The sequence below is a fragment of the Arachnia rubra genome (assembly GCF_019973735.1).
Classification (GTDB): domain Bacteria; phylum Actinomycetota; class Actinomycetes; order Propionibacteriales; family Propionibacteriaceae; genus Arachnia; species Arachnia rubra.
Map to the genome: position 1 here is coordinate 2433134 of NZ_AP024463.1, position 23340 is coordinate 2456473.

Annotated in this window: 19 protein-coding genes and 1 tRNA gene; 6 read left to right on the top strand and 14 right to left on the bottom strand. The window is 66.2% G+C overall.

Annotated elements, in window-relative coordinates:
- Positions 1–315: 315 nt before the first annotated feature.
- From SK1NUM_RS11125 to nagB, 6 genes are all read right to left on the bottom strand, one after another.
- Entirely contained in the window at positions 316–3714 is a 3399-nt protein-coding gene (locus SK1NUM_RS11125) for a pyruvate carboxylase (RefSeq protein WP_212321993.1), read from the bottom strand.
- A gap of 127 nt (positions 3715–3841) precedes the next feature.
- Positions 3842–4327 (bottom strand): hypothetical protein, encoded by a 486-nt coding sequence (locus SK1NUM_RS11130; protein ID WP_212321995.1) that lies wholly within the window; start codon positions 4325–4327, stop codon positions 3842–3844.
- A 206-nt stretch (positions 4328–4533) separates the two neighbouring features.
- A complete protein-coding gene (locus SK1NUM_RS11135; protein ID WP_212321997.1) occupies positions 4534–6081 on the bottom strand; it encodes an NCS2 family permease in 1548 nt (515 codons plus the stop codon).
- 58 nt (positions 6082–6139) lie between these two features.
- Complete coding sequence (locus SK1NUM_RS11140) at positions 6140–6862, bottom strand: DUF3027 domain-containing protein (RefSeq protein ID WP_223927993.1); 723 nt, start codon at positions 6860–6862, stop codon at positions 6140–6142.
- A 47-nt stretch (positions 6863–6909) separates the two neighbouring features.
- Positions 6910–7293, bottom strand: a complete 384-nt coding sequence (locus tag SK1NUM_RS11145) for a cold-shock protein (RefSeq protein WP_212322000.1) — start codon at positions 7291–7293, stop codon at positions 6910–6912.
- A 94-nt stretch (positions 7294–7387) separates the two neighbouring features.
- Positions 7388–8155, bottom strand: coding sequence for a glucosamine-6-phosphate deaminase (gene nagB / locus SK1NUM_RS11150; protein ID WP_212322002.1), 768 nt, complete (start codon positions 8153–8155; stop codon positions 7388–7390).
- A 219-nt stretch (positions 8156–8374) separates the two neighbouring features.
- Between nagB and SK1NUM_RS11155 the strand changes: the two genes are divergently transcribed.
- Entirely contained in the window at positions 8375–9094 is a 720-nt protein-coding gene (locus SK1NUM_RS11155; RefSeq protein WP_212322003.1) for a hypothetical protein, read from the top strand.
- On the opposite strand, the gene SK1NUM_RS11160 is transcribed toward SK1NUM_RS11155, so the two are convergent.
- The 6 genes from SK1NUM_RS11160 to SK1NUM_RS11185 all read right to left on the bottom strand — a co-directional run bounded on the left by SK1NUM_RS11160 (position 9075) and on the right by SK1NUM_RS11185 (position 17133).
- On the bottom strand, positions 9075–9590 hold the full coding sequence (locus SK1NUM_RS11160) for an NUDIX hydrolase (protein WP_223927534.1): 516 nt from the start codon (positions 9588–9590) through the stop codon (positions 9075–9077). The genes SK1NUM_RS11155 and SK1NUM_RS11160 overlap by 20 nt on opposite strands.
- Before the next feature lie 11 nt (positions 9591–9601).
- Positions 9602–10309 (bottom strand): copper homeostasis protein CutC, encoded by a 708-nt coding sequence (locus SK1NUM_RS11165; protein WP_212322005.1) that lies wholly within the window; start codon positions 10307–10309, stop codon positions 9602–9604.
- A 110-nt stretch (positions 10310–10419) separates the two neighbouring features.
- Positions 10420–12120, bottom strand: a complete 1701-nt coding sequence (locus SK1NUM_RS11170) for an ABC transporter ATP-binding protein (RefSeq protein WP_212322006.1) — start codon at positions 12118–12120, stop codon at positions 10420–10422.
- Entirely contained in the window at positions 12120–14666 is a 2547-nt protein-coding gene (locus SK1NUM_RS11175) for an ABC transporter ATP-binding protein/permease (RefSeq protein WP_212322007.1), read from the bottom strand. The genes SK1NUM_RS11170 and SK1NUM_RS11175 overlap by 1 nt, the downstream gene beginning before the upstream one ends.
- A gap of 227 nt (positions 14667–14893) precedes the next feature.
- Positions 14894–16525 (bottom strand): chaperonin GroEL, encoded by a 1632-nt coding sequence (groL, locus tag SK1NUM_RS11180; protein ID WP_212322008.1) that lies wholly within the window; start codon positions 16523–16525, stop codon positions 14894–14896.
- Between the two features lie 341 nt (positions 16526–16866).
- Complete coding sequence (locus tag SK1NUM_RS11185; protein ID WP_212322009.1) at positions 16867–17133, bottom strand: DUF3263 domain-containing protein; 267 nt, start codon at positions 17131–17133, stop codon at positions 16867–16869.
- 160 nt (positions 17134–17293) lie between these two features.
- Between SK1NUM_RS11185 and manA the strand changes: the two genes are divergently transcribed.
- The 4 genes from manA to SK1NUM_RS11205 all read left to right on the top strand — a co-directional run bounded on the left by manA (position 17294) and on the right by SK1NUM_RS11205 (position 19942).
- Positions 17294–18472 carry a mannose-6-phosphate isomerase, class I gene (manA, locus tag SK1NUM_RS11190; protein ID WP_212322011.1) on the top strand — a complete coding sequence of 393 codons (1179 nt, stop codon included), beginning with the start codon at positions 17294–17296 and terminating at the stop codon, positions 18470–18472.
- Positions 18473–18545: 73 nt separating this feature from the next.
- Positions 18546–18618, top strand: a tRNA-Thr gene (locus tag SK1NUM_RS11195).
- Between the two features lie 74 nt (positions 18619–18692).
- Positions 18693–19235, top strand: coding sequence for a hypothetical protein (locus SK1NUM_RS11200; protein ID WP_212322013.1), 543 nt, complete (start codon positions 18693–18695; stop codon positions 19233–19235).
- A 98-nt stretch (positions 19236–19333) separates the two neighbouring features.
- Complete coding sequence (locus SK1NUM_RS11205; protein WP_212322014.1) at positions 19334–19942, top strand: class I SAM-dependent methyltransferase; 609 nt, start codon at positions 19334–19336, stop codon at positions 19940–19942.
- Positions 19943–19949: 7 nt separating this feature from the next.
- Here SK1NUM_RS11205 and SK1NUM_RS11210 read toward each other — a convergent pair whose 3' ends face one another.
- Complete coding sequence (locus SK1NUM_RS11210; protein ID WP_212322015.1) at positions 19950–20693, bottom strand: DedA family protein; 744 nt, start codon at positions 20691–20693, stop codon at positions 19950–19952.
- A 207-nt stretch (positions 20694–20900) separates the two neighbouring features.
- On the opposite strand from SK1NUM_RS11210, the gene SK1NUM_RS11215 reads away from it, so the two are divergent.
- Complete coding sequence (locus tag SK1NUM_RS11215; RefSeq protein ID WP_212322016.1) at positions 20901–21998, top strand: ABC transporter ATP-binding protein; 1098 nt, start codon at positions 20901–20903, stop codon at positions 21996–21998.
- A gap of 498 nt (positions 21999–22496) precedes the next feature.
- Here SK1NUM_RS11215 and SK1NUM_RS11220 read toward each other — a convergent pair whose 3' ends face one another.
- A complete protein-coding gene (locus tag SK1NUM_RS11220; RefSeq protein ID WP_212322017.1) occupies positions 22497–23306 on the bottom strand; it encodes a methyltransferase domain-containing protein in 810 nt (269 codons plus the stop codon).
- Positions 23307–23340 lie beyond the last annotated feature (34 nt).

Consider the following 23340-nt stretch of genomic DNA (forward strand, 5'->3'; position numbering starts at 1 on the left):
ACGCTGCCCTGACTCCATCGCCCATCCACACGAGACACCACTTCGGCGGCTCTTTTATTCTGGCCATGGAAACACTCAACAACCGTTTTCAGCAGAAGTTCTCATCGCCAGACTCTAGACATTTTCCCGGAAGAAATCCAGGAAATATGCTGGATAATTCATTATGGCCTGTCAGACCGGCGTTTCCCTAGCACAGTCCAGCATGGCCCCGCCGAGGAAGGGCCATAGGTCAGCGCACACCACACTGTGACTGACCTGCCGTCAGGGTGATCAGCCTGCCCAGCACACAATATGATCCGGAGACCGAGGAGTCGCCTACTCGATCACGGTCACCAGGTCGCCGCCGTCTAGCTGCGTGGTACCACCCAGGACCACGCGCTTGACCACGCCCGTGATGGGGGCGTTGATGGCGGCCTCCATTTTCATGGCTTCGATGGTGGCCACTTGATCGCCGGCTGCGACCTCGTCTCCCTCCGCGACGGTCACCGTCACCGCTCCCGCGAAGGGGGCGGCGACGTGCCCGCGGTTGCCGGGATCGGCTCTCTCCGCGGAGACCACCTCCGACTCCAGGGACTCGTCGCGTACCCGTATCCGCCGCAACTGCCCGTTGAGGAGCGTCATGACGGTGCGCATCGCCCACTTGTCGGGAGCGCCGATGGCCTCCAGGCCGAGCAGCAGAGTGACGCCCTTCTCCAGCGGGACGTGGTACTCGTGACCGGGTTCCATCCCGTATAGGTAGGGCACGGTCGGCAGCACGGAGACGTCGCCGAACTCGTCGCGCCCCTGCTGGAAGTCGCGGGTCGGGCCGGGGAACAGCAGCCGATTGAGGGTCTGCTGCCGCTCCACGCCGGGCTTCTCCAGCAAGGCGAGGTCCTCAGCTGCCACCTCGGTGATGCGGGGCGGCTTGCGGCGCCCCTCCAGAGCCCGGGTGCGGAACGGTTCCGGCCAGCCGCCCGCTGGCTCGCCCAGCTCACCGTTGAGGAAACCAATCACCGAGTCGGGGATGTCGAAGCCGCGCGGGTCGGCCGCGAACTCCTCCGGATCAGCACCGACAGCAACCAGGTGCAGCGCCAGGTCGCCGACCACCTTCGAGGACGGCGTCACCTTCGTTGGACGCCCCAGGATTTTGTCGGCGGCAGCGTACATCGCCTCGATGGCCTCGAACTTGTCTCCCAGCCCGAGCGCGATGGCCTGCTGCCGCAGGTTGGACAGCTGACCGCCGGGGATCTCGTGGCTGTAGACGCGCCCCGTGGGGGCGGGCAGCCCCGACTCGAATGGCTGGTAGAGCCTGCGGACCGCCTCCCAGTACGGTTCCAGGTCCAGCACCGCCTGCGGGTCAATGTCCGGAGCCCGACCAGTGCCGTCAAGGGCCATCAGCAGTGCCGACATGGGCGGCTGCGACGTGGTGGAGGACATTGCCGAGTTCGCGGCATCCACCGCATCCACCCCGGCATCGATCGCCGCCATCAGGGTGGCGAGCTGCCCGCCTGTGGTGTCGTGGGTGTGGAGGTGCACCGGAAGGTCGAAACGTTCCCGGAGGGCTGTCACCAGGCGGGTTGCTGCGGCCGGCCGCAGCAACCCTGCCATGTCCTTGATGGCCAAGATGTGGGCGCCGGCGGCGACGATCCGCTCCGCGAGCCGCAGATAGTGGTCGAGGGTGTAGGTCCTCTCGGCAGGATCCAGCAGGTTCGCGGTATAGCAGAGCGCGACCTCCGCCACCGCCGCGGTCTCGTTGACGACGGCATCGATGGCGGGACGCATCTGCTCCACGTCGTTCAGGGCATCGAAGATGCGGAAGATGTCCACCCCGGTCTCGGCCGCCTCCGAGACGAAAGCCCGGGTCACCTCCGTCGGGTAGGGGGTGTAGCCGACGGTGTTGCGGCCGCGCAGCAGCATCTGCAGATTCTGGTTCGGCATCGCGGCCCGGAGCTTCGCGAGCCGCTCCCATGGGTCCTCGCCGAGGAACCGCAGCGCGACATCGTAGGTGGCGCCACCCCAGCACTCGACGGAAAACAGGCCGGGCAGCAGCCGCGCCTGCCAAGGGGCCACCGCCACCAGGTCCCGGGTGCGCACGCGCGTCGCCAACAGCGACTGGTGGGCGTCGCGGAATGTGGTGTCGGTCACTCCCACCGCCTGCTGCTCGCGCAGGGACCTGGCGAACCCGGCCGGGCCGAGAGCGAGCAACCGTTGCCGGGCACCGTCTGGGATCTCGCCTGCCGGCAGCCTCGCGGGCAGTTTTGCGGCAGGTTCCAGGGTGGTGGGGGCAGGGCCGTTCGGCTGGTTGACGGTGACGCCGGCGAGGAACCGTGCCAGCTTGGTACCCCGGTCGGCCGGGACGCGGCCCGTCAGCAGGTGGGGTCGCTCGTCGATGAACGACGTGGTGACCACGCCCTGCTCAAAGTCTGGGTCCTCCAGGACGGCTCGCAGGAATGAGATATTCGTCGCGATGCCACGGACACGGAACTCTGCCAAGGCACGCTTGGCCCTGACCACCGCGTCGTGGAGGTTGCGGCCGCGTGCGGTGAGCTTGACCAGCAGCGAGTCGAAGTGGGGGCTGATCTCAACACCGGTCCCGGTGGTGCCACCGTCCAGGCGGATACCCGCGCCGGAGGCGGAGCGGTAGGCCTGGATCACCCCGGTGTCGGGGCGGAACGAGTTGGCCGGGTCCTCCGTCGTGATGCGGCACTGCAGGGCGGCGCCGCGGATGTGCAGCTCGTCCTGCCGGATCCCGATCTCCTCCAGGGTCTCCCCAGCGGCGATCCTCAGCTGCGCCTGCACCAGGTCGACGTCGGTGATCTCCTCGGTGACGGTGTGCTCCACCTGGATGCGCGGGTTCATCTCGATGAAGACGTGACTTCCTGCCCGCGGACCCGATGTCTCAACGAGGAACTCGACGGTGCCGGCGCAGGTGTAGTTGATGGCCTTGGCGAACTTCACGACGTCCGTGGTCAGCGCGGCCCGCAGCTCGTCGCTGATGTGTGGCGCCGGCGCGATCTCCACCACCTTCTGGTGACGGCGCTGGATGGAACAGTCGCGCTCGAACAGGTGCACCACGTTGCCCTCGTGGTCGGCGAGGATCTGCACCTCGATGTGACGGGGTGCAGCGACCGCTTGTTCCACGAAGACCGTCGGATCGCCGAAGGCACCCTGCGCCTCTCGCATGGCGGCACCCAGCTCGTCGGAGAACCGGGCCGGGTCGTCGACGCGTCGCATGCCGCGGCCGCCACCGCCCGCGACCGCTTTGATGAACACCGGGAAGCCGATCTCCTCGGCGCCCGCGATCAGCTCGGCAGGGTCGGTCGACGGTGGTGTCGATTTGAGGGTCGGGACTCCGGCCTTGCGTGCCTGCTCAAGGGCCCGGACCTTGTTGCCGGCCAGCTCCAGCACGTCGGCGGAGGGGCCGACGAAGGTGATCCCGTTGGCGGCGCAGGCGGAGGCGAGGTCTGGATTCTCGGACAGGAAGCCGTACCCGGGGTAGACCGCGTCGGCCCCGGATTCCTTCGCGACGCGAATGATCTCGCTGATGTCCAGGTAGGCCTTGACCGGATGCCCCTGCTCCCCAATCTGGTAGGACTCGGAGGCCTTGATCCGGTGATCCGCGTTGCGGTCTTCGTAAGGGAAGATGGAGACGGTCTTGCAGCCCAGCTCGAAGGCGGCACGGACACCGCGGACTGCGATCTCACCACGGTTTGCGACAAGGACCTTCTCAAACATGCGCCAAGACTAGTGGCATCTCTCAAGACCCACCGCCGGGGCCGGCAGAACCTGGGCATGAGGCGGGCTCAGCCTCCCCCGCTAAGGGCAAGGCTGAGCCCGCCTGTGTGGTCCTTTCGCGCCAGTCTCAGTCCTGCTGAGCCGCCTCGATTTCCTGGGCGCGGACGACAGACATCCGGTACACGCCCCAGCCGAGGAGGCTGAAGAGCAGTCCGGCTCCCATCACGAGGGCAGACACTCCGAACGCCATGACGGAGGTGAACAGGGAGGAACGCACGAAGTTGCCAGTCTCGACCATGTTGCGGGCCGTCTGGAGCTTCTCAGCGGTAGCGGTGTCACCTGAGGCCTTGGCCTCCTCCACCTTGGTGCCCAGCTCGGCATAGGTCAGGCCTTCGCTCGCGGCCATGGTGTGCTTCTTCACGGCCTCAGCCTGGTAGAAAGCGGTCAGGGGGCCCGCCACCTTCGACCCTCCGAAGGCCGGGGCGTCGTTGGCCACGGTGATGTTCTCAGAGGCGAGCTGAGTGGAGGTGAGCCCCCACGCGAATGCTCCGGATACGATCATGAGAACCCCTGCGATGAAAGACGCAAGGCCGGCAAACTTGGCTGACTTCATGATTATTCCTTTCTCATCGCCGGCTCCTTGACCAGCGGATGGATGAACATTCAACCAACTACGTCTTAACGCTACCTGAGTTTCCCTGGCAAACCAATAGGCTTTCTTACATTTCTGAGCCCATAAGGCCAAAGGGATGACACCCCAGCCTTGGCAGATGGACACAATACTTCACGCCATGCCCCAAGAAATCAGAGAAGACCGATTCAGCCGACGAGAGCCAAGAGCGGTCCCTGCAAGAAATAGATGATGAACAACAGCGCGACCACATACATCAGCGAGTGCACCCGCTTCGCATGCCCACGGATCACCTTGATGAATACATGGGCGAGGAAGCCGACGCCAATGCCGACGGTGATGGAATACGAGAACGGCATCAGAATGATGGTCAGGAACGCTGGGATACCCACCTCGGGATCGTTCCAGTTGACATCCACCACCTGGGCGATCATCAGGAAGCCGACGAAGACCAGCACCGGCGAGGCTGCCTCGGAGGGCACCATGTTGATGATCGGCGACAGGAAGACTGCGGCCAGGAAGGCAAGGCCGGTGACGACGGAGGCCAGCCCGGTGCGCGCCCCTTCCCCAACACCCGCCGTCGACTCCACATAGCAGGTGGTGGAGGAGACGGAGCCGATACCACCAGCGACCGCGCCGAGCGAATCGACCAGCAGGATCTCAGTGACACGCTCGGGCATCCCGTCAGCGTCCAGGAGCTTCCCCTCGGAGCCGACGGCCACGACGGTGCCCATCGTGTCGAAGAAGTCTGCCAGCAGCAGCGAGAACACCAGCACCATCAGCCCTAGGAAGGTGGGGAAGCTGAACTGGCCGTCGGGATAGAAGGCCCCGAACAGATCCACACGGAACAGCAGGCCGAGATCCGGCAGGGAGAAGTTCGCCAGCGAGGGCACGTTCAACGCCCACCCCGTGGGGTTCTCCGTCCCGACATGTGCACCGACGTGGGCGACCGCTTCGACGATGATTGCAAGGACCGTCGCAGAGACGATGGAGATCAGCATCGCGCCCTTGACCTTCAGCACGTGGAGCACGATGAGCAAGCCCAGCCCGACGATGAAGACGAGAATGGGCCAACCCGTCAACGACCCCCCGATGCCGAGCTCGACCGGCGGGGAACCCGCGGGCTTGCGCACCACCCCGGCGTTGATGAGACCGACAAACGCGATGAACAGACCGATGCCGACGGAGATGGCGGTACGCAGAGTCTTCGGCACAGCCTTAAACACGGCGGTGCGGAAACCGGTGAGCACGAGGATCGCGATCAGGATGCCCTCCCAGACCACGAGTCCCATAGCCTGCGGCCAGGTCATTTTCGGGGCGAGGGTGTAGGCGACCAGCGCGTTCAGGCCGAGGCCGGTAGCAAGCCCCATGGGGAAACGTCCGACCATGCCCATGAGGATGGTCATGATGCCCGCTATGAAGGCGGTGGCGGCTGCCACCATCCCGATGGAGGCGCCGACTGCGGCGGCATCAATCACGGGAGCGGCACCAGCAGGGCCTTCCAAGAACTTGGGGGCCCCGGAGATCAGGTTGCCGTTGATGTCGGTGGTGGTGCCAATGATGAGCGGGTTCAGCGCGATGATGTATGCCATCGCGAAGAATGTCACCAGGCCACCGCGCACCTCCTGCCCGACAGACGAGCCATGTTTGGAGATACGGAAATAACGCTCGGTCCAGGGGGCGCCAGCGAGAGCACCGAGACTCTCAGGTCGCCGGGCGGCTTTCGGGGATTTCATGACCACGTATCCGGATCATAGCCTCGGGAGCCCCCGGTGACGATAACCCCACTCAGTGTCAGCTAAAGAGATGTTCATCGATGCCGATGGTGTCGAACACCGGCGCAGGCAGCTCCCGCGGACGTTCAGCGGCCACCACATCGGAATGCCCGCCACAGCCGTGCTCAAGACTGACGACCCGCGCATCCGAGGGGGAATACTCGTTGGCGCAAGCCCCGAACAGGGTGCCGAGAGAGCCGCGCAGCGGCACGAAGTAGCCACAGGACCCGCAGGTGGCGGGCGCATGACGGCTGGAGTCGTCGCCGTTTCCCGGCGCACCCGAGAGCCATCGCTCCGCAGCGGCGTCACGGCCAGCCGCCGAGAGCACTCGCTCCCGCCCGAGGCCGAGCTCGGCGACGGTGCTGCGAAGCTGCGTCCACTCGGCGGGGTCGGCGTCGGCAGGCAGGTCGGTGGCTGCGAAACCGGGTTCGAGACGAGGGTCGTTGTCCGGGGTGGGCATCAACATCCCAGGGCTAATGTCACCAGGCTGGATACGCTGCTCCCAGGGCACCCAGGCGGGCGCCAGCAGGGCGTCTGTGCGGGGCAGCAGCACGACCTCGTTTACGGTGGCCACCCGCGCCCGCGAGGCACGCACCAGGGTCACCGCCCAGTACCAGTCTGGGTATCCCGTCAGCAGGCAGGCGAAAGAGTGGGTAACGACCCGCTCAGCCTCAGCGCTCACTCCCAGGTGCGTGCCGACCGCACCCTCGCCCCCAGAGTCGATCGCGGCGGCGCGGGCCATATCGACTGCGGCAGCGGCTATGGAGTCAAGTTTGACCGCGGCCACTTTCACAGCTCCAGCTCATCGGCGACACGACGCAGCACAGCCGCAATCTTCGCGCCATGCCGGTCGTCGGGGTAGCGGCCGTGCCGGTAGCCGTTGCCCAGGGCGTCGAGCATCTTGATCAGATCCTCGACGATCACGGCCATGTCCTGGGCCTTCTTCCGCGAGGCCTTGGAGAGTGACGGGGGTGCCTCGACCAGGCGCACCGACAGAGCCTGCTCGCCGCGGCGCCCGTCGATCACCCCGAACTCCACCTTCTGGCCCGGCTTCAGGGCAGTCATGCCCTTGGGGAGAACGCCGGAGCCGACGAACACGTCGCCTCCACCGTCTTTCGTGATGAACCCGAAACCCTTGTCGGCATCGAAGAAACGCACTCTTCCGGTGGGCATGACAGGTTCTCCCTCGTGGTTGTGACTGGCAGGCAAGTCTATCTCGCCCTAGGGCCGGGGGAAACCTGAGGAGGTGAACCCTGAAGGCACCGGATCAGATCAGGTTGTCAGCGACATACCGGAAGTAATCCGCGTGCTTCAGGCCGGCGGCAGCAGCCTCATCGGTCACCACCAGGACGCTGGGATGGAACTGGAGGATGGACCCGGGGCACACCGCTGCCACAGGGCCCTCGACCATGGCAGCGACGGCATCGGCCTTATGACTACCTGTCACCACCATGACGACATGACGGGCCTCCATGATGGTCCCCAGCCCCTGCGTCACGCAGTGCGTGGGGACCTGCTCCCCCGCGGCGAAGAACCGTGCGTTGTCGGCGCGAGTCTGCTGCGTGAGGGTCTTGACGCGCGTGCGAGACCCGAACGACGAGGTGGGCTCATTGAACCCGATGTGGCCGTTGCTGCCGATGCCCAGCACCTGCACGTCGACGCCACCGGCTGCCCTGATCGCCTGGTCGTATTCGTGGGCGGCGGCTGCGAGGTCGGGGGCGGCACCGTCGGGGACCCGCACCCGGCTGGGCTCCATGCGCAATGGCTCCACGACTGTGCGCCGGATCGTCTGCCGGTAGCTGAGCGGATTCTCCGGGTCGATGCCCACGTACTCGTCGAGGGCGAACCCAAGGCCATGCGAGAAGTCGGCCTCCCCTGCTGCCACCCGGCGCGCCAATTCGCCGTAGAGAGCCAGCGGAGAACTTCCCGTGGCGAGACCGAGCACCGGGGTCGCGAGTCCCTGCACCCAGCTGACCACCCGCTCCGCGGCGACCCGGCCGACCTGATGCTCGTCGGGGCAGATGATTACTTCCATCGTCGGACTCCTTCGCCTCACAACCGGCAGATTGCTCATTATCAGTTCAGAAATGAACATTACGCAGAAGAAAACTGCGCAGCACGCTCAGGGAAGCCCACCGGAACAATCAATCATCACCGGTGCACGGACACTCAACAGCGCTGCGCAAAGCCCGCGAGCAGGATCCTGGAATCGTTGTTTCCAGGGAGCCCCCGCCCTCCCGCTAGTCTGTTCTCCATGGCTACCTGGACTGACGGCGCGGCTTACGCCCCCATCGAGCGGCCAGACGGTTTCGCGACTCCCGAGGTGGCGCCCCTGCCCGCAGCGGAGGTCAGGCAGCCCCTGACGCCAGGCGCCATCGCTCCCCCGCACGATTTCGCCCCAATGCCGCAGTCGATGCCACTGGCCGCACTCGGCGCACGTGAGCCCCAGCGGCGCAACCCAGCCGCCCCCTTCGATGTGGCATCCGCGCTGCTGACGGCGTCTCCAGCAGGTGTGGGAGCACGTGATCCGCACCAGCCGTTCGCGGTGAGCACAGCTGCCGGGCACCTGCCCGCTTCCGGAGGCCCCAGCGACGGTATGGCACCCCCTGATCCGGGCAGCCGCATCGACCTACAGCCGAACGGCCCAGGCCCCTACCCGCCACAGCACAACACTGCGGACCAGCCCCTGAGCGCAGCCCAGCAGCTGTTCTTCTTCATCGCCGGGTTCGCCTTCCTGCTGGGTGCTCCGTTGTTTATGGCCATGCCCTGGCTACTGCTGGGAGGAGGCGGACTGCTGCTGCGCACCAACAAGGTCGGCCGCCAGATCGGGACCGCGGCGCTGGTTACAGGGGTATTGATGGGGATCGCGGTACTGGCCAAAAGCGATTTCCTGCTGACAGGCCTGGGCAGATGGGCCACCCTGGCCCTTGGTATCGGCTGCCTGGCCACCGGGTTCAACCAGGCACGGCGCTGACCTGTTCCCACTCGGCCGCTGTCAGCGGCACCGTCGACTCCTCCCGGTCCGCCAGATCGAGCGGATGGGCCGGATGCGATGCGGCGATGTCAGCCAGGCGTGAAGGCCAGAGTCTGCTGGGCAGGGAGTCGAGCGGCCACCAGCGGAAACCCTTCATGCGTCGCCGCTCGGATTCGGTCCAGCCCGCGGTGCTCGGCTCGAAACGACTGACGTGCGCCGTGAAGAACACCTCATCCTGCACCAGGATCCGGTCGGTGTAGCCGTGGCAGACCCGGCCCCGCGCCACCGGCCCCGTGAGCTCGCCAGGGGCCAGGATCAGCCCTGTCTCCTCCGCGATCTCCCGGGCCGCTGCTTCCCTCACGGGCTCGCCGGCGTCGATGCCCCCTCCGGGCACCACCCACCAGGAGAAGCCCGGGACACCCGGATCGGAGTCGTTCAGCAGCAGCACCTCGGGCCCGCAGACCAGGAGCACACGGGCACCACGGCGCTGCCTCACGGGACGCAGCCTCACCCCGTTCCCCTGACGGCCGCTGTCTGCTCGTCTATCAGCTCCCGCCAGGTGCGCACCAGACCGGGATCGACATACGCCTTGAAGCTGCCTCCGGGACGAGCGGGGCTGCCGATGTGGAATGCCCGCACCCCTGCCCGGACCAGCCACGGAACATGTTCTGGCTTCAGTCCTCCGCCGGCCATGATGATCCGGGCGATCCCAGGGTGGGAGCGGGCCCGCGCCAGGAGTTCATCAAGCCCGTGGACCACGCCACGCGCGGACCCCGCGGTGAGCACCTGGTCGAGGCGGGGCAGGGTTGCCAGATCCTGCCAGGCGTCATCGAAGTCCAGGCAGTTGTCGATGGCCCGGTGAAACGTCCAGGCGAAGCCGCCGTCGGCGACGAGCTCATTGCACACTTCGAGGTCGATGCCAGCATGCCCGTTCAGGAAGCCCAGCACCACACCGTCTGCCCCCTCATCCAGATAGGCGGAGATCAGCCCCTTGAGACGGGTGACCTCACCCCCGTCGGTGCGGAAGCCACCACGCAGCCGCACCATGGGACGGATCTGGATGGACGTGACGCGGCGCACCTTCGCCACCGTCACGGGCTCCGGGGAAAGCCCGTCCTCGTCCATGGTGCCGAGTAGTTCAACACGATCGGCACCACCTTCCTCAGCACGCTGTGCGTCAGCCGCATGCAGCGCGATCACCTCAAGCAGACTCATGGCCCCTAGTCTGCCGTTTCCATCAGAGGCGGTCCACGCAGGAAGATCCCGGCGCCCGGCGGGCGGAGCCAGGGCTGGTGGCCGCAGCCCATGGCTGCCGGCAGATGACATCAGACATGCCACGTGCTGGCGGCCTGCCACTCGCTGAGAAGACGGGCGTATTGGTCTCCGGATGCCTCCAGCTGCGACGGGCTGCCCTGCTCGGCAATACGACCGTCTGCCATGACGATGACCGCATCGGCGATCCTCAGCATGGCGGGGCGGTGGCTCACCAGCACGGTTGTGTAGTCGTGGCGGATGCGGTTGATGGACTCGACTATCGCCTGCTCGTTGTGGGCGTCCAACGCTGAGGTCGCCTCATCGACCAGCAGCAGGTGCGCGGGCTTCGCCAGCGCGCGAGCGATCCCCACCCGCTGGCGCTCACCACCGGAGAGCTGGGTGCCAAGCTCACCGACGGGGGTGTCCCAGCCATTGCTGGCGTGCTGCAGCACCGGTGCGAGCTGGGCGGTATCGGCGATGCGTTCCAGGCCGGCCTGTCCGAGGGCTGGGTTCACCGCCAGGAGGTTCTCCCGGATCGTGCCATCGCCCAGCGCAGTCTGCTGGAAGACGACTGTCGCGTTGCCCAGCAGGTCGGCCTCTGTGGCGGCGTGGCCATCGAGGCTGATGGTTCCCGCGGTGGCAGGGGTCAGGCCGGCGAGGGTGCGCAGCAGGGTGGTCTTGCCCGACCCAGAGCAGCCCACCACGACCGTCACCGTCCCCGGGCGCAGGTCGAGGCTGACATCTTGCAGCCCGGCGCTCCCATCGGGATAGGTGACGTGCAAGCCGTCGGCGACGAGGTGGGGAGCTTGGCTGGCGGGGGCGGCGGGCGTCACGGGTGCGGTCTCGATGATCTCCCGGACCTCGGTGAGGGTCTGGTTGATGGCCAGAACCCCGCCAACGGACCGGGAGACCACAGTCACCTGTTCGACCACTCGCAGCAGGACGATCACGAGGGTGGCTGCAGCAGCTGCGGTGATGGAGTTACCGCTGAAAGCCAGCCAGGCAGTGGCCCCGAAACCGATCAGCACTAGCTGGAGGACAAGGCTGAAAAGGAACTCACCGGGGATCTGCCACAGCAGCAGCCTCAGGACACGCCCCCGGGTGGTGGTGATGGCGTCATCGACGAGTCGCTGCCCAGCAGAGGTACTTCGTGCGGTGCGTAGTGAGGGCTGGGCCCAGGCGAACTCGAACAGCCTGTTGTCGAGTTTTTCCATGGCCAGGGAGTACTGACGCTGGGCGCGGGACTCCACCCGGGTGCTTGCCCAGAGCGCCAGCAGCATAAGCACCCCGCCCAGGGCGGTGACCAGGGCCACTGGGACTGAGATCGTCAGCAACCCCAGCCCAAGCGCGAAGGTGAACACGGTGGCGGTGATGATGGGGGTCACCATGAGAATGACTGCTGAGGTGGCCTCAACTGCCCCGTTAGCCATGAGGCTGCGCAGAGCCGCAATCCTGGCGGGGGTGAGCTTCGAGGCCGGCCAGGCCAGGACCGCTTCCGGTGCGTGCCGCTCGATGGCCCGCATGACGCCGATGCCGAGCCTCAGGCCCCGCCGGGCGGTGAGGATGTCAGCGCCCCACGCCAGGGCGATAATCCCTAGGAACACCAGCGCCCAGGTCCCCGCTGTCGCGGGATGGTCGCTGAAGAGCTCACCAAGGAGCGGGAAGAGCACCAGCACGGCCACGGCCTGCAACGAGGCCGCGGCCACGGCGAGGCACAGGTACTCCCAGAAGACACGGCCGCCACCGGCGACAGCATGGATGTTCCTGAGCATCAGCGGACCTCCCCCTGCGGCGCGGCGGTCGCATGCCACAGACCGGCGTACGTCCCCTCGCGGTCGAGTAGCTCCTCATGCGTACCGGACTCGGCGATGGCACCGTTATCCAGCACGACAATACGATCGGCTTTCCGGATGGTGTGCAGGCGGTGCGCGATCATCAGCACGGTCCGTCCCTTCAGCAGTCGCTCTAGGCCCTGGAGAATGGCCCACTCAGAGTCGGGATCCGCCGCAGCGGTGGCCTCGTCCAGCACAACGATGGGGGTGTCTGCCAGCAGCGCGCGGGCGATGCCGATGCGCTGGCGCTCGCCCCCGGAGAGCCGGGAGGAGTCGACGATCGTGTCGTAGCCCTGTGGCAGCTGTTGGATCAGCTGGTCGATGTGCGCGGCCTGAGCAGCGGCGCGGATATCGCTTTCGCTCGCCTCCGGCCGGGTCAGTGCGATGTTGTCGCGGACGCTGGCGTTGATCAGCTGCACGTCCTGCAGAAGGATCGTCACCTTCGCATACAGCTCGTCCTGGGTGAGGTCCCGCACATCCACGCCGTCGATGCTGACCGAGCCCTGCTGTGGATCCCACAACCGGGCCAGCAGCGCAGCGACCGTCGACTTGCCGGCACCCGACGGGCCAACCAGCGCGGTGACCGTGCCTCTGTCCAATGACAAATCCAGCCCAGGTAGCACCGTCCGGCCGGAGTTGTAGCTGAACCGGACCTTGTCGAAACGCACATGCCCAGCCGGCACGCTCCGGTTCCCCGGTTCCGCCAGGCCAGGGGTTCCCAGCAGCAGCTCCAGGCTGTCACGAGCACCCAGGCCAGTCGTCAGCGCGCCGATGTTTGACGCAATGCCCAGCAGCTGGCCGCCCAGGGAGGTGCCAAGGATCAGGAATGGGATCAACTCCGCGACGCTCATCCAGCCCGGCATGATGAACAGCCAGCCGGCCAGAACCATGATCCCCAGAACCGTCGTCGGGCGATTGATCATCACCGCCTGGATCTTCGCCATGCCGGTGTCCCTCTGCCAGGTAGCGACGAAGTCGCCGACCATCCGCAGGGTGCCAGGCAGGTCCACCACCGACGATGGCCCGAAGACCCGCGCCTGGTCGCGGGTGGCCATGAATGTCTGCGCCTGCCCGGAGGCCAGAGCCAGGTACCGCTGTGAGGTCATGGTCTTGTCCCGGTCGCGAGCCGAGATCCGGGTCATCACGAACAGGAACGCCACGACCGGGATCAGCAGCACCAAGGCCAGCCGCCACTGGACGGCGAAAAGATAGACCAAGGCGGCCACTGGCGTGACGATCGCGGCCACCAGGTCCAGGACCGCGTGGGTGACCAGATAGTGCAGTGCCGCGACGTCGTCACTGACCAGTTTCTTGACATCGCCGGCTTTTCGGTCGCCGAACCAGCCCAGTGGAAGCGTGTTCAGCTTGGCCATCAGCCGACGCCTGACCGCGGCGGCGAAACGGCTGTCGTAGAGATGCATCAGGAACAGCAGGACCGCCGTCCCCACAGCACTGGCGCCCATCACGATCAAGGCTGTGACACCCAGGGTGATGAACTCCTGCTGCGTGGCTCCTTTGAGGAACAGCCGTGCGGCCTCCGCGAACAGGATGAAGGGAACAATCTGCAGGACAGCCAGCAGCGCCTGCGCCACTCCCCCGGCGATCAGGGCCTGCTTCGCCGGGGATAGGAGTCCCTCGGCTGGCTTCGCTTGTTCGCCTGCATCGGCCGCCGGGTCCTCGGTGGCCTGGACGCTGGCTGTGGCGTGTTCTTCGTTGATCTCCTCGAGGACACGGGATTTGCCCATGGCACGGCCACGGATCCAGTAGGCCTGGGCATGGAGCGTGGACCGGTTCAGCCCGAAATCACGCTGGAGCGGCGTCTTCGCGCGCCGGGTCGTCAGGGATTCGGCGGTGACCCAGGCATACCAGCCCGTCCAGTCCCTGGCCGAGATCGCCTGCGCCAGGCCTTGGCCGTCGGGGAGTTCCTCAACCCACCGGGCGGTGATGTTCGGTCCTTCCGGCAGTGGGAGTTCAAGGTCCCGGTCGTCATGCTTCTCCAGGAAGACGACCACAGGGCTCTCCTGCGGAACCACGGCTGCCAGAGAGTGGATCGCGGGATACGACGCCAGGTCACCCAGGAAGAGGTACCCGGCGGGCGGCGGATCGGGTGGCGCGAAGGGCTGCTCGCCATAGCGCATGGCGACAATCTGGTCGCCGGGCTCGCAGGTCGTCGCCCAGTAGGCGGCAGGCCCCATGGGATGGTGGATGACGAAGTCGATGGCCATGGTGCCTAAGACCGGGTCCGCCTCCGCCAGGGTGTAGCCCCGCTGGAACTGCCTGGAACCGCCGTCCGGGTCCGGGAACCAGGCGCGCACCCAGTTGCCCGGCGCCTCCCCCCGCGCGTCAAGCAGTGTGTCCGAGTGCAGATGCACGCGGATGAAATGCCCTGCGCGATACTCGCTGCCGGTGACCGTCAGGACATGCTCCCTGGCCCCCAGCGTCCTGAGAACCGCACCTTCAATACCCTTGCCCACAGCGTTACCCATTCAGTCGTCATCAGACCCCGCAGGCACCTCCAGGCCACCATGTGAGGTCAGGCAAACCTTATTCCACCGGGGAACGCTAGGAAAGGGCTTGCCTGGAGGTTCCAGTGGACAATCACGGCGACAGAGCCGGGAGCTGCCCCGGCCCGGGGATGGGCGTCGGGACACAAGGCAGCAAACACAGAGGCGGGATCCCGAACCGGGATCCCGCCTCGTATGGGTGTTGGCGATCAGAAGCCGCCCATGCCACCCATCTCGTCCATGCCTGGAGCGCCGGCGGCAGCCGGAGCCTTCTCGGGCTTGTCGGCGATGACGGCCTCGGTAGTCAGGAACAGCGCCGCGATGGAGGCAGCGTTCTGCAGTGCCGACCGGGTCACCTTCGCCGGGTCGATGATCCCCGCGTCCACCATGTCGACGTACTCGCCGGTGGCGGCATTGAGACCGTGGCCCTTGGGCAGCCCGGCGACCTTCTCAGCGATGACGCCGCCCTCAAGACCGGCGTTCGTGGCGATCTGACGCAGCGGACCCTGCGCCGCAGCCAGCACGATGCTGGCACCAACCAGCTCGTCGTCATCCAGGCCCTCGACCTTGGCAGCCTTGGAAGCCTGCAGCAGCGCGACACCACCGCCGGGCACGATGCCCTCCTCGACCGCGGCCTTGGCGTTGCGGACGGCATCCTCGATGCGGTGCTTACGCTCTTTGAGCTCGACCTCGGTGGCGGCACCCACCTTGATGACGGCAACGCCACCGGCCAGCTTGGCCAGGCGCTCCTGCAGCTTCTCACGGTCATACTCGGAATCGGAGTTCTCGATCTCCTTGCGGATCTGGGCGACGCGCCCCTCGATCATCTCCTGCTCGCCACCGCCGTCGACGATGGTGCACTCGTCCTTGGTGACGATGACCTGACGGGCCCGGCCGAGCAGGTCGAGGGTGACGGCGTCGAGCGACAGGCCGACTTCCTCGGAGATCACCTGCCCACCGGTGAGGATGGCGATGTCAGCCAGCATGGCCTTGCGGCGGTCGCCGAAGCCCGGCGCCTTGACCGCGATGGACTTGAAGGTGCCACGCAGCTTGTTGACGATCAGGCCGGCGAGAGCCTCGCCCTCGACGTCCTCAGCCACCACCAGCAACGACTTGCCGGACTGCATGACCTTCTCCAGCACGGGAAGCAGGTCCTTGAGGGAGGAGATCTTGGAGTTGACGATCAGGACATAGGGATCGTCGAGGGTGGCCTCCATCCGCTCCGCATCGGTGACGAAGTACGGGGAGATGTAGCCCTTGTCGAAGCGCATACCCTCGGTCAGTTCGAGTTCCAGCCCGAAGGTGTTGGACTCCTCGACGGTGATCACACCCTCCTTGCCGACCTTGTCCATGGCCTCGGCGATGATCTCGCCGACGGTGGGATCAGCGGCGGAGATGGACGCGGTGGCAGCGATCTGCTCCTTGGTCTCCACGTCGATGGCCAGCGAGGCCAGCTCCTTGGCGATGGCGGCGACAGCAGTCTCGATGCCCTTCTTCAGAGCCATCGGGTTGGCACCGGCGGTGACATTGCGCAGGCCCTCGCGAACCATCGCCTGGGCCACGACGGTGGCAGTGGTGGTGCCGTCGCCGGCGACGTCGTCAGTCTTCTTGGCGACTTCCTTGACCAGCTCAGCGCCGATCTTCTCGTAGGGATCGTCGAGCTCGATCTCCTTGGCGATGGAGACGCCATCATTGGTGATGGTGGGGGCGCCCCACTTCTTCTCAAGCACGACGTTGCGGCCCTTGGGGCCGAGGGTTACTTTGACCGCGTCTGCGAGGGTGTTCATGCCCCGCTCGAGGCCGCGGCGAGCCTCTTCGTTGAATTCGATGAGCTTTGCCATGGTGTTTTCGGGAGTCCTCCCGTCCAGCCGGGGCGGGGCCCCGGAATCCTGTTTTCTTCGTTGGCAGGAACAGTGCCCGCGACGGACGGCCCTTGGCCTCACCAGCCCTACCGGTAGCACTCGAAGCGCCCGAGTGCTAACTACATTCTTAGCACTCAACCCCCAAGAGTGCAAAGGACCACTCCGGGTAGAACACCAATCCGGCGCGTCGTCCATCGGACCCCAGACCTGCCCGGACAGCCTGGCGTGATGTTCGAGATGATGATCGGCTGGGAGCCAGCGCGGCAGGGGACACCACCGACTCACACTGGGACACGTGACCGGTGAGTGGCGGCCTCGTCTCAGGAGTGGAGGCGGCGAGCGGAGCGGGCGGCCTGGCGCTGGGCGCGCTGGCGGCGCAGGCGCTTGACCAGCAACGGCTTGTATCCGAGGGCGGCCGGGTCGTCGATCAGGTTGTTGAGCCGCTGGTAGTAACGGGTGGTGGAGCAGCCGAAGCGCTCCATGATGGCCTGTTCCTTGGGGACGTCGAGGGTGAACCAGCGTTCCTCGAAATCAAGCATGGCGGCGTCACGCTCGGCGAGTGGGGTCTCCAGGGAAGCCTCGGTCATGGCCCCATGGTACGCGAGGATTGCGAGGTAAGCCCTGCTGGTGTCATGCAACTGGATGTCAACCGGTTTCCGCGTATCTCCTGCAAAACAGCGCGTTCTGCACGAGACTTGTGGGACCGGGTTCACTGGTACGGCATGACATGTTCATCTGGAGGAAACGATGCTGGAACTGATCGGGGTACGCCAGAGCTACCCCTGGGGCACCAAGGACGCCATCCCCAGCCTGATCGGCCAGGCCCCTGATGCGAAGCCCTGGGCAGAGCAGTGGTACGGCGCCCATCCCCTGGGTGACTCCCCCACACCCGATGGCGCGACGCTGTCGGAGCACCTGGCGCAGCAACAGGACCAGCTGGGCAAGGCCGCCCTGATGACCTTCGGCCGCCGGCTGCCGTTTCTGATGAAGATCCTGTCGGCCGCATCCCCTCTCAGTCTCCAGGCCCACCCCACCAGGCAGCAGGCCCGGGAGGGGCATGCCCGGGAGTCGCTGCTGGGAGTGCCGCTGGGAGCCCCCGAGCGCTCCTTCAAGGATGACTGGCCCAAACCCGAGACCATCGTCGCCCTGACCTCCTTCGAGGCGCTCGTCGGATTCCGCGATCCCGTGCGGACCGCGCAGCTGTTCGAGGACCTGGGTGTGGGCGATGCCCTGGCCTCCGTGATCGGTCCCCTGCGTGATCGTGATGGCAGTCCCGCCCTGCAGGAGGTTTTCCTCGACGTCCTGAGCCTCGATGACCGCCGTCATCTCGTGGACGAGGTGCTGGGCGCCGCCGTCAACCACCTCGACGCACCAGGTGAGCTCGGGCTCTTCGCACGCACCGCCGTCGAGATCGACGAGTACTTCCCCTCCGACCCGGGGATCCTCGCCGCCCTGCTGCTGAACCGTTTCTCGCTGGAACCCGGCCAGGCCCTGGCGCTGGCACCTGGCGTAATGCACAGCTACCTGCGTGGCTGTTGCATAGAGGTGATGGCGAACTCCGACAACGTGCTGCGCGGTGGACTGACCGCGAAGCACATCGACGTCGACGCGCTCCTCCACGTCGTAAGCTTCGCACCCACCCCCGCGGAAGTGCTGCTCCCCAGCGGTTCCGACGGCACCTATATCTACCCGACGAGCTTCGAGGAGTTCGAGCTGTGGCTGCTGCAGCCGACCGACGGCAGTCCTCTGCAGGTGCCTCGCAGCGACTCGGGCCGGATCTGCCTGGTCGCCTCCGGCTCATTCGAGCTGAGCGGCGACGGGGACCCAGTCGTTCTGAAACCCGGGAAGGCGGTCTTCATCGGGGCCGAGGAGGCGATCGTGGCGCGCGGCGAGGGGCAGCTTTTCGTCGCAGCGACCGGCGTCTGAGAGACTCTGCCGCGGACACCAGCCTTACGGACTTGGCCACTTCGCCTGTATGAGGGCACAATGATGCCCACCCGCCTCCGTAGCTCAGCGGCCAGAGCGCTCGCCTTGTAAGCGAGTGGTCGAGGGTTCGACTCCCTCCGGAGGCTCCCATCACCGGTCAGCAAGCCACGCTAGACGGCTGCGTCGGCAGCGGCCAGGACATTGTTTGCGATACTGAAGCATGACTTCTGAGGACGTACCCCCACAACGACCCAGCTGGCTGATCCTGTGTGCGTGGGCGGCTTTCCTCTCCGTGATCCCCTCCGCCCTGTGGCGGGTGGCGATGATCATGGGATGGCTCCCGGGAACCTCTGAGTTCCGGGAGCAGCAGCTGGCTCCCGGTGCCATCGGGGCATACCTATACGTCTACGCCCTGAGCATTGTGCAGCTCGGCTTTGGATTCCTCAGCATCGGTTTGGTGCGCCCCTGGGGCGAACGCCTGTTCGGCTGGCGGATTCCCCGCGTACTCCCCACTCTGGCGGGGCTCCTCGGTGGTCTGGTCGCCACCTGGCTTTTCAACGTCGCGATGGTATCAGCTGTCGTCTTCGGACATCGCCCCGACGGCGGGACCATAAGCGGCTGGCCACTGGCCGTGATGGTCTGGTGTTATTTGCCGCTGCTGCTCTGGGGGCCGCTCGTGGTGATGTCGGCGTGCGGCTACTGGTGGGCCAGGAGAGCCCCGTCCAAGGACATGACCGCAGAGCACGCAAAGCAAGACGAGTAGCGCCTCAGACCCACCGGCTGAGGTTCCGTTGCACGGCCAGGCACCTTCAATCGGCCTGGCTTCGACAACCAGGGGAACCACGAGCACAATGGGCGTCCATGAGTCCTGAGCCGAGCAAGTGGGCACGCATGATCGCGGCCGACCCTGACCACTCGCACCGCTACATCGAGCGCTTCAAGATCATGGAGGCAGCGGGACATGACCTCTACGGTGAGGCCCGCACCGTGGACGCCATGGCGCCGCGCGAGGCCAGGATCCTCGATGCGGGCTGCGGCCCGGGCAGGCACGCGGGCTGGCTCCATCAGCGCGGCCACCGGGTGGTCGGGGTGGACGTCGATCCCGTCCTGATCGCGGCAGCGCAGGAGGACCATCCCGGACCGGCTTTCCTGGTCGGCGACCTGGCGGAACTCGACCTGCCGTCCCAGGGAATCGAGGCGGACTTCGACATCATCTTGTCGGCTGGGAATGTGATGAGCTTCCTGGCTCCCTCGACCCGCGTCGACACCCTGCGCCGCCTCAAGGACCACCTGACCTCTGGGGGCCGCCTGGTGACGGGGTTCGGCGCTGGGCGCGGCTACGACTTCACTGACTTCCTGTCCGACGCGCAGGTGGCGGAGCTGACCCCGGTCCTGGCGTTCTCCACCTGGGATCTGAGGCCCTGGCAGCCGGACAGCGACTTCCTGGTGGCAGTTCTCACGACCGCCTGACGGCTCTTTAGGCAGCGGTCTTCTTCTGCTGGAAGATCGTTGAGCCGATGACCACCACCAGCAGCCCGATGCCCACATAGTTCGAGATGCTGGCGTACGCTCTGAGCAGGCCGACGACCGGTTCGCCGATCCACCAGCCGAACCAGAAATAGAGCGCCAGCCAGAGCCCGTCGGCCAGGAAGTCGTAGAGGAGGAACCGTCTCAGGCTGAGCCCGGTGGCTCCGGAGAGCACAAAGACAACCGGCTGAATGGGCAGTGGAATTGGCAAGTAGGCGATGAGGAAACCCCACGGCCCGAGGGCCTTGGCCCAGCGCTCGACCCTCGCGTAGTTGCGTGCGGCACGTTTGCTGCGGCCGGCCCACACCTCGATCATCCCGCGTCCCCAGAGCTTCCCAGCCCACCAGTAAATCCAGTCGAACTTGATGCTGGAGACGGCAGCGACGAGCAACACCACCGGCCAGTACGGTAGCTCCCCAACTCCTGCGAGCGCGCCGGTGGCGGCGACAGAGACCCGGCCGCCGGTGAGCATGGCGAGGATGTCGGTGGCTGAGCCGAACAGCCAGCCCCGCAGGGGCAGGGTCGCCAGCCCATAGACCGCAACCACACCGATCCAAGTCATGCAGGCGAGGTCGGAGCGCTCCGGCTTGCGCTTCCAGGGCATGCCCTCGGCCTGCCACCACTCTTGATCGGCCTGCGCCTGGCCGTCGTCACTCTGGGGGGCCTCGTCGGTGGTTCCGGGTTCCTCTCTCACCCGCCCGATGGTACGCGAGCCCCTGGCGGATTTAAGAGCAATGCGCCATCACGGATCTTTGAAACCCGCTGTCATGCCTACGTTGCCCCTGATTGATGGGGTGCGTGTGCGCTGCGGGTGGGGACTGTTAACCTTTCCACCAGGAAGAGACACTTCCCCCACTACGGATCGTCGGGCACGTACCTGCCCGTGGAAAGGAAACGTGGCATGGCCACTGTCAGCTACCGCGAAGCCTCGCGCATCTATCCCGGCTCGGATCGCGCCGCAGTCAACAACCTCGACCTGGAGATCGCCGACGGCGAGTTCATGGTCCTGGTCGGCCCCTCTGGCTGCGGCAAGTCGACCTCACTGCGTATGCTCGCCGGCCTCGAGGAGGTCAACTCGGGCTCCATCTTCATCGGTGACCGTGACGTCACCGACCTGCCGCCGAAGGATCGCGACATCGCGATGGTCTTCCAGAACTACGCCCTCTACCCGCACATGACCGTCGCCGACAACATGGGTTTTGCGCTGAAGATGCAGAACGTGCCCAAGGCGGAGCGCGAGAAGCGGGTCAAGGAGGCAGCCGCGCTGCTGGGGCTTGAGGATTTCCTCAGCCGCAAACCGAAGGCCCTGTCGGGTGGCCAGCGCCAGCGCGTCGCCATGGGACGCGCCATCGTGCGACAGCCCCAGGTGTTCCTCATGGACGAGCCGCTGTCGAACCTCGACGCCAAACTGCGCGTGTCCACCCGCACCCAGATCGCCGCCTTGCAGCGCCGCCTGGGCGTCACCACCGTCTACGTCACCCACGACCAGGTGGAGGCCATGACGATGGGCGATCGCGTCGCGGTGATGAAGGACGGCGTCCTGCAGCAGGTCGACTCGCCGCTGGCCCTGTACGACACCCCGAAGAACCTGTTCGTCGCGGGCTTCATCGGCTCCCCCGCCATGAACCTGATGGAAGGCACCGTCGTCGACGGTGGCGTGAAGATCGGTGACTACGTGGTGCCCATCGGCCGTGAGGTCCTGGCCAAGGCGGAGGGTGAGAGCGCCCTGACCCTCGGTATCCGCCCCGAGGCATTCCGCATCTCCACTGATGGGCAGGGCATCGGCCTGGACATCGCCGTCGTGGAGGAGCTCGGCGCGGACTCGTACCTGTACGGCACCCTCGCCGGCCTGAGCGAGGAAGAACTCGTCGGAGCCCAGCAGATCGTGGCCCGTGTCGGCGCCCGCCAGGCTCCCGCGAAGGGCGAGACGGTCCGGCTGGCTGCCGATCCGTCGCAGGTACACGTGTTCAGTAACAAAACCGAGGAGCGCATATCCTGATATGTCAACACGCAGGGACCCCGGTTCACCGGGGTCCCTGCGGCGTTTGCAGGGCTGTGCTCTTTCTCCTCGCAGCTGGCCGAAGGAGAGGGTGCGACATGCCCGGGATGCCGCCAACGATGTGATCCCAGAGGTTAGCGTGGTGCTGCGGGGCCGCTTCGTCAAAGACGACAGCACAATGGCTGCCATAGTTTTTTAGCAGCTGTATCCATCGTGACCCGGGCATGGGGCATCCATCGACACGGGTGGGCGTGGAGTCGCGTTGGTCTTTCAGTGCTCAAGCCCTAGCGAGGTCGATGACCTCTTCACCTTACTCACGAGCCACGGAGCGCCAGCCAAGCAACAGCCCTGGAACGCCTTCTGGGGGCAGCGGTACGCCTCCGTGCTCGACCCCTGCCCACAACCAGGTGGACTTGTTCTGTCCCCTGTGGCTGGGGCCCGGCCCAAGGAATGTCTGGGACAAAGTCCGCCGAGCTGCGGCGCGCCGACAGCACATTGTCAAACCCGCCCCAGCGCCTCGCCGTGCAGGACGGCAAACCAGCCATCCGGGCTGGCTAACCACTCGTGCCAGGCCGCAGCCATGGCTTCCAGATCAGCCTGGGTTGCCAGTCCCAGCTCCACGGTCCGCGGGCCGAAAGAGGTCAGGCTGCGTTCCGCCCACATTTCACCCCACCAGGATCGCAACTCGGGCGTCGCATAGCACCAGGTGTCAGCGGAACAGGAGATGTCGGTGAATCCGGCCGCACGGCACCAGGCCAGCAGGCGGCTTCCCGCATCAGGCTCACCGCCGTTGGCGCGGGCCGTGGCCAGGTAGACCCTGCGCCACGCCTCCATGCCGTCAGGCTGCGGGTACCACGTCATGGCTGAGTAGATCGCGTCGCGGACCGCCACCAGGCCTCCTGGTTTCGTGACACGACGCATCTCCGCCAGGGCCGCGACAGGATCAGCGAGGTGCTGCAGCACCTGGTGGGCATGAACAACATCGAAGGTGTCATCCGGGTAGGGCAGGGCCAGCGCATCACCGATGGTCAGTTCGACCTGGGGTGAGCCCTGCGCCTCCAGGGTGGCGCGCGCCGCTGTCAGGGCCGCCTCAGCAGCATCCAGGGCGACGACGCGTCCCGGGGCGACATGCTCTGCCAGGCCGACTGTGATGGTTGCGGGCCCACAACCGACGTCCAGGAGCGCCTGTCCTTCGCATAGATGTGGTAGCAGATAGGCAGCGGAATTCTCGGCGGTGCGACTGGCATGGCTGGAGAGCACCGCGCGGCTGTGCCCGTGCGTGTAGCGAGCTGGGGACCCGTGGTTCATGAACTCAGTCTCCCGCAACAGCCCGCCCCGGACT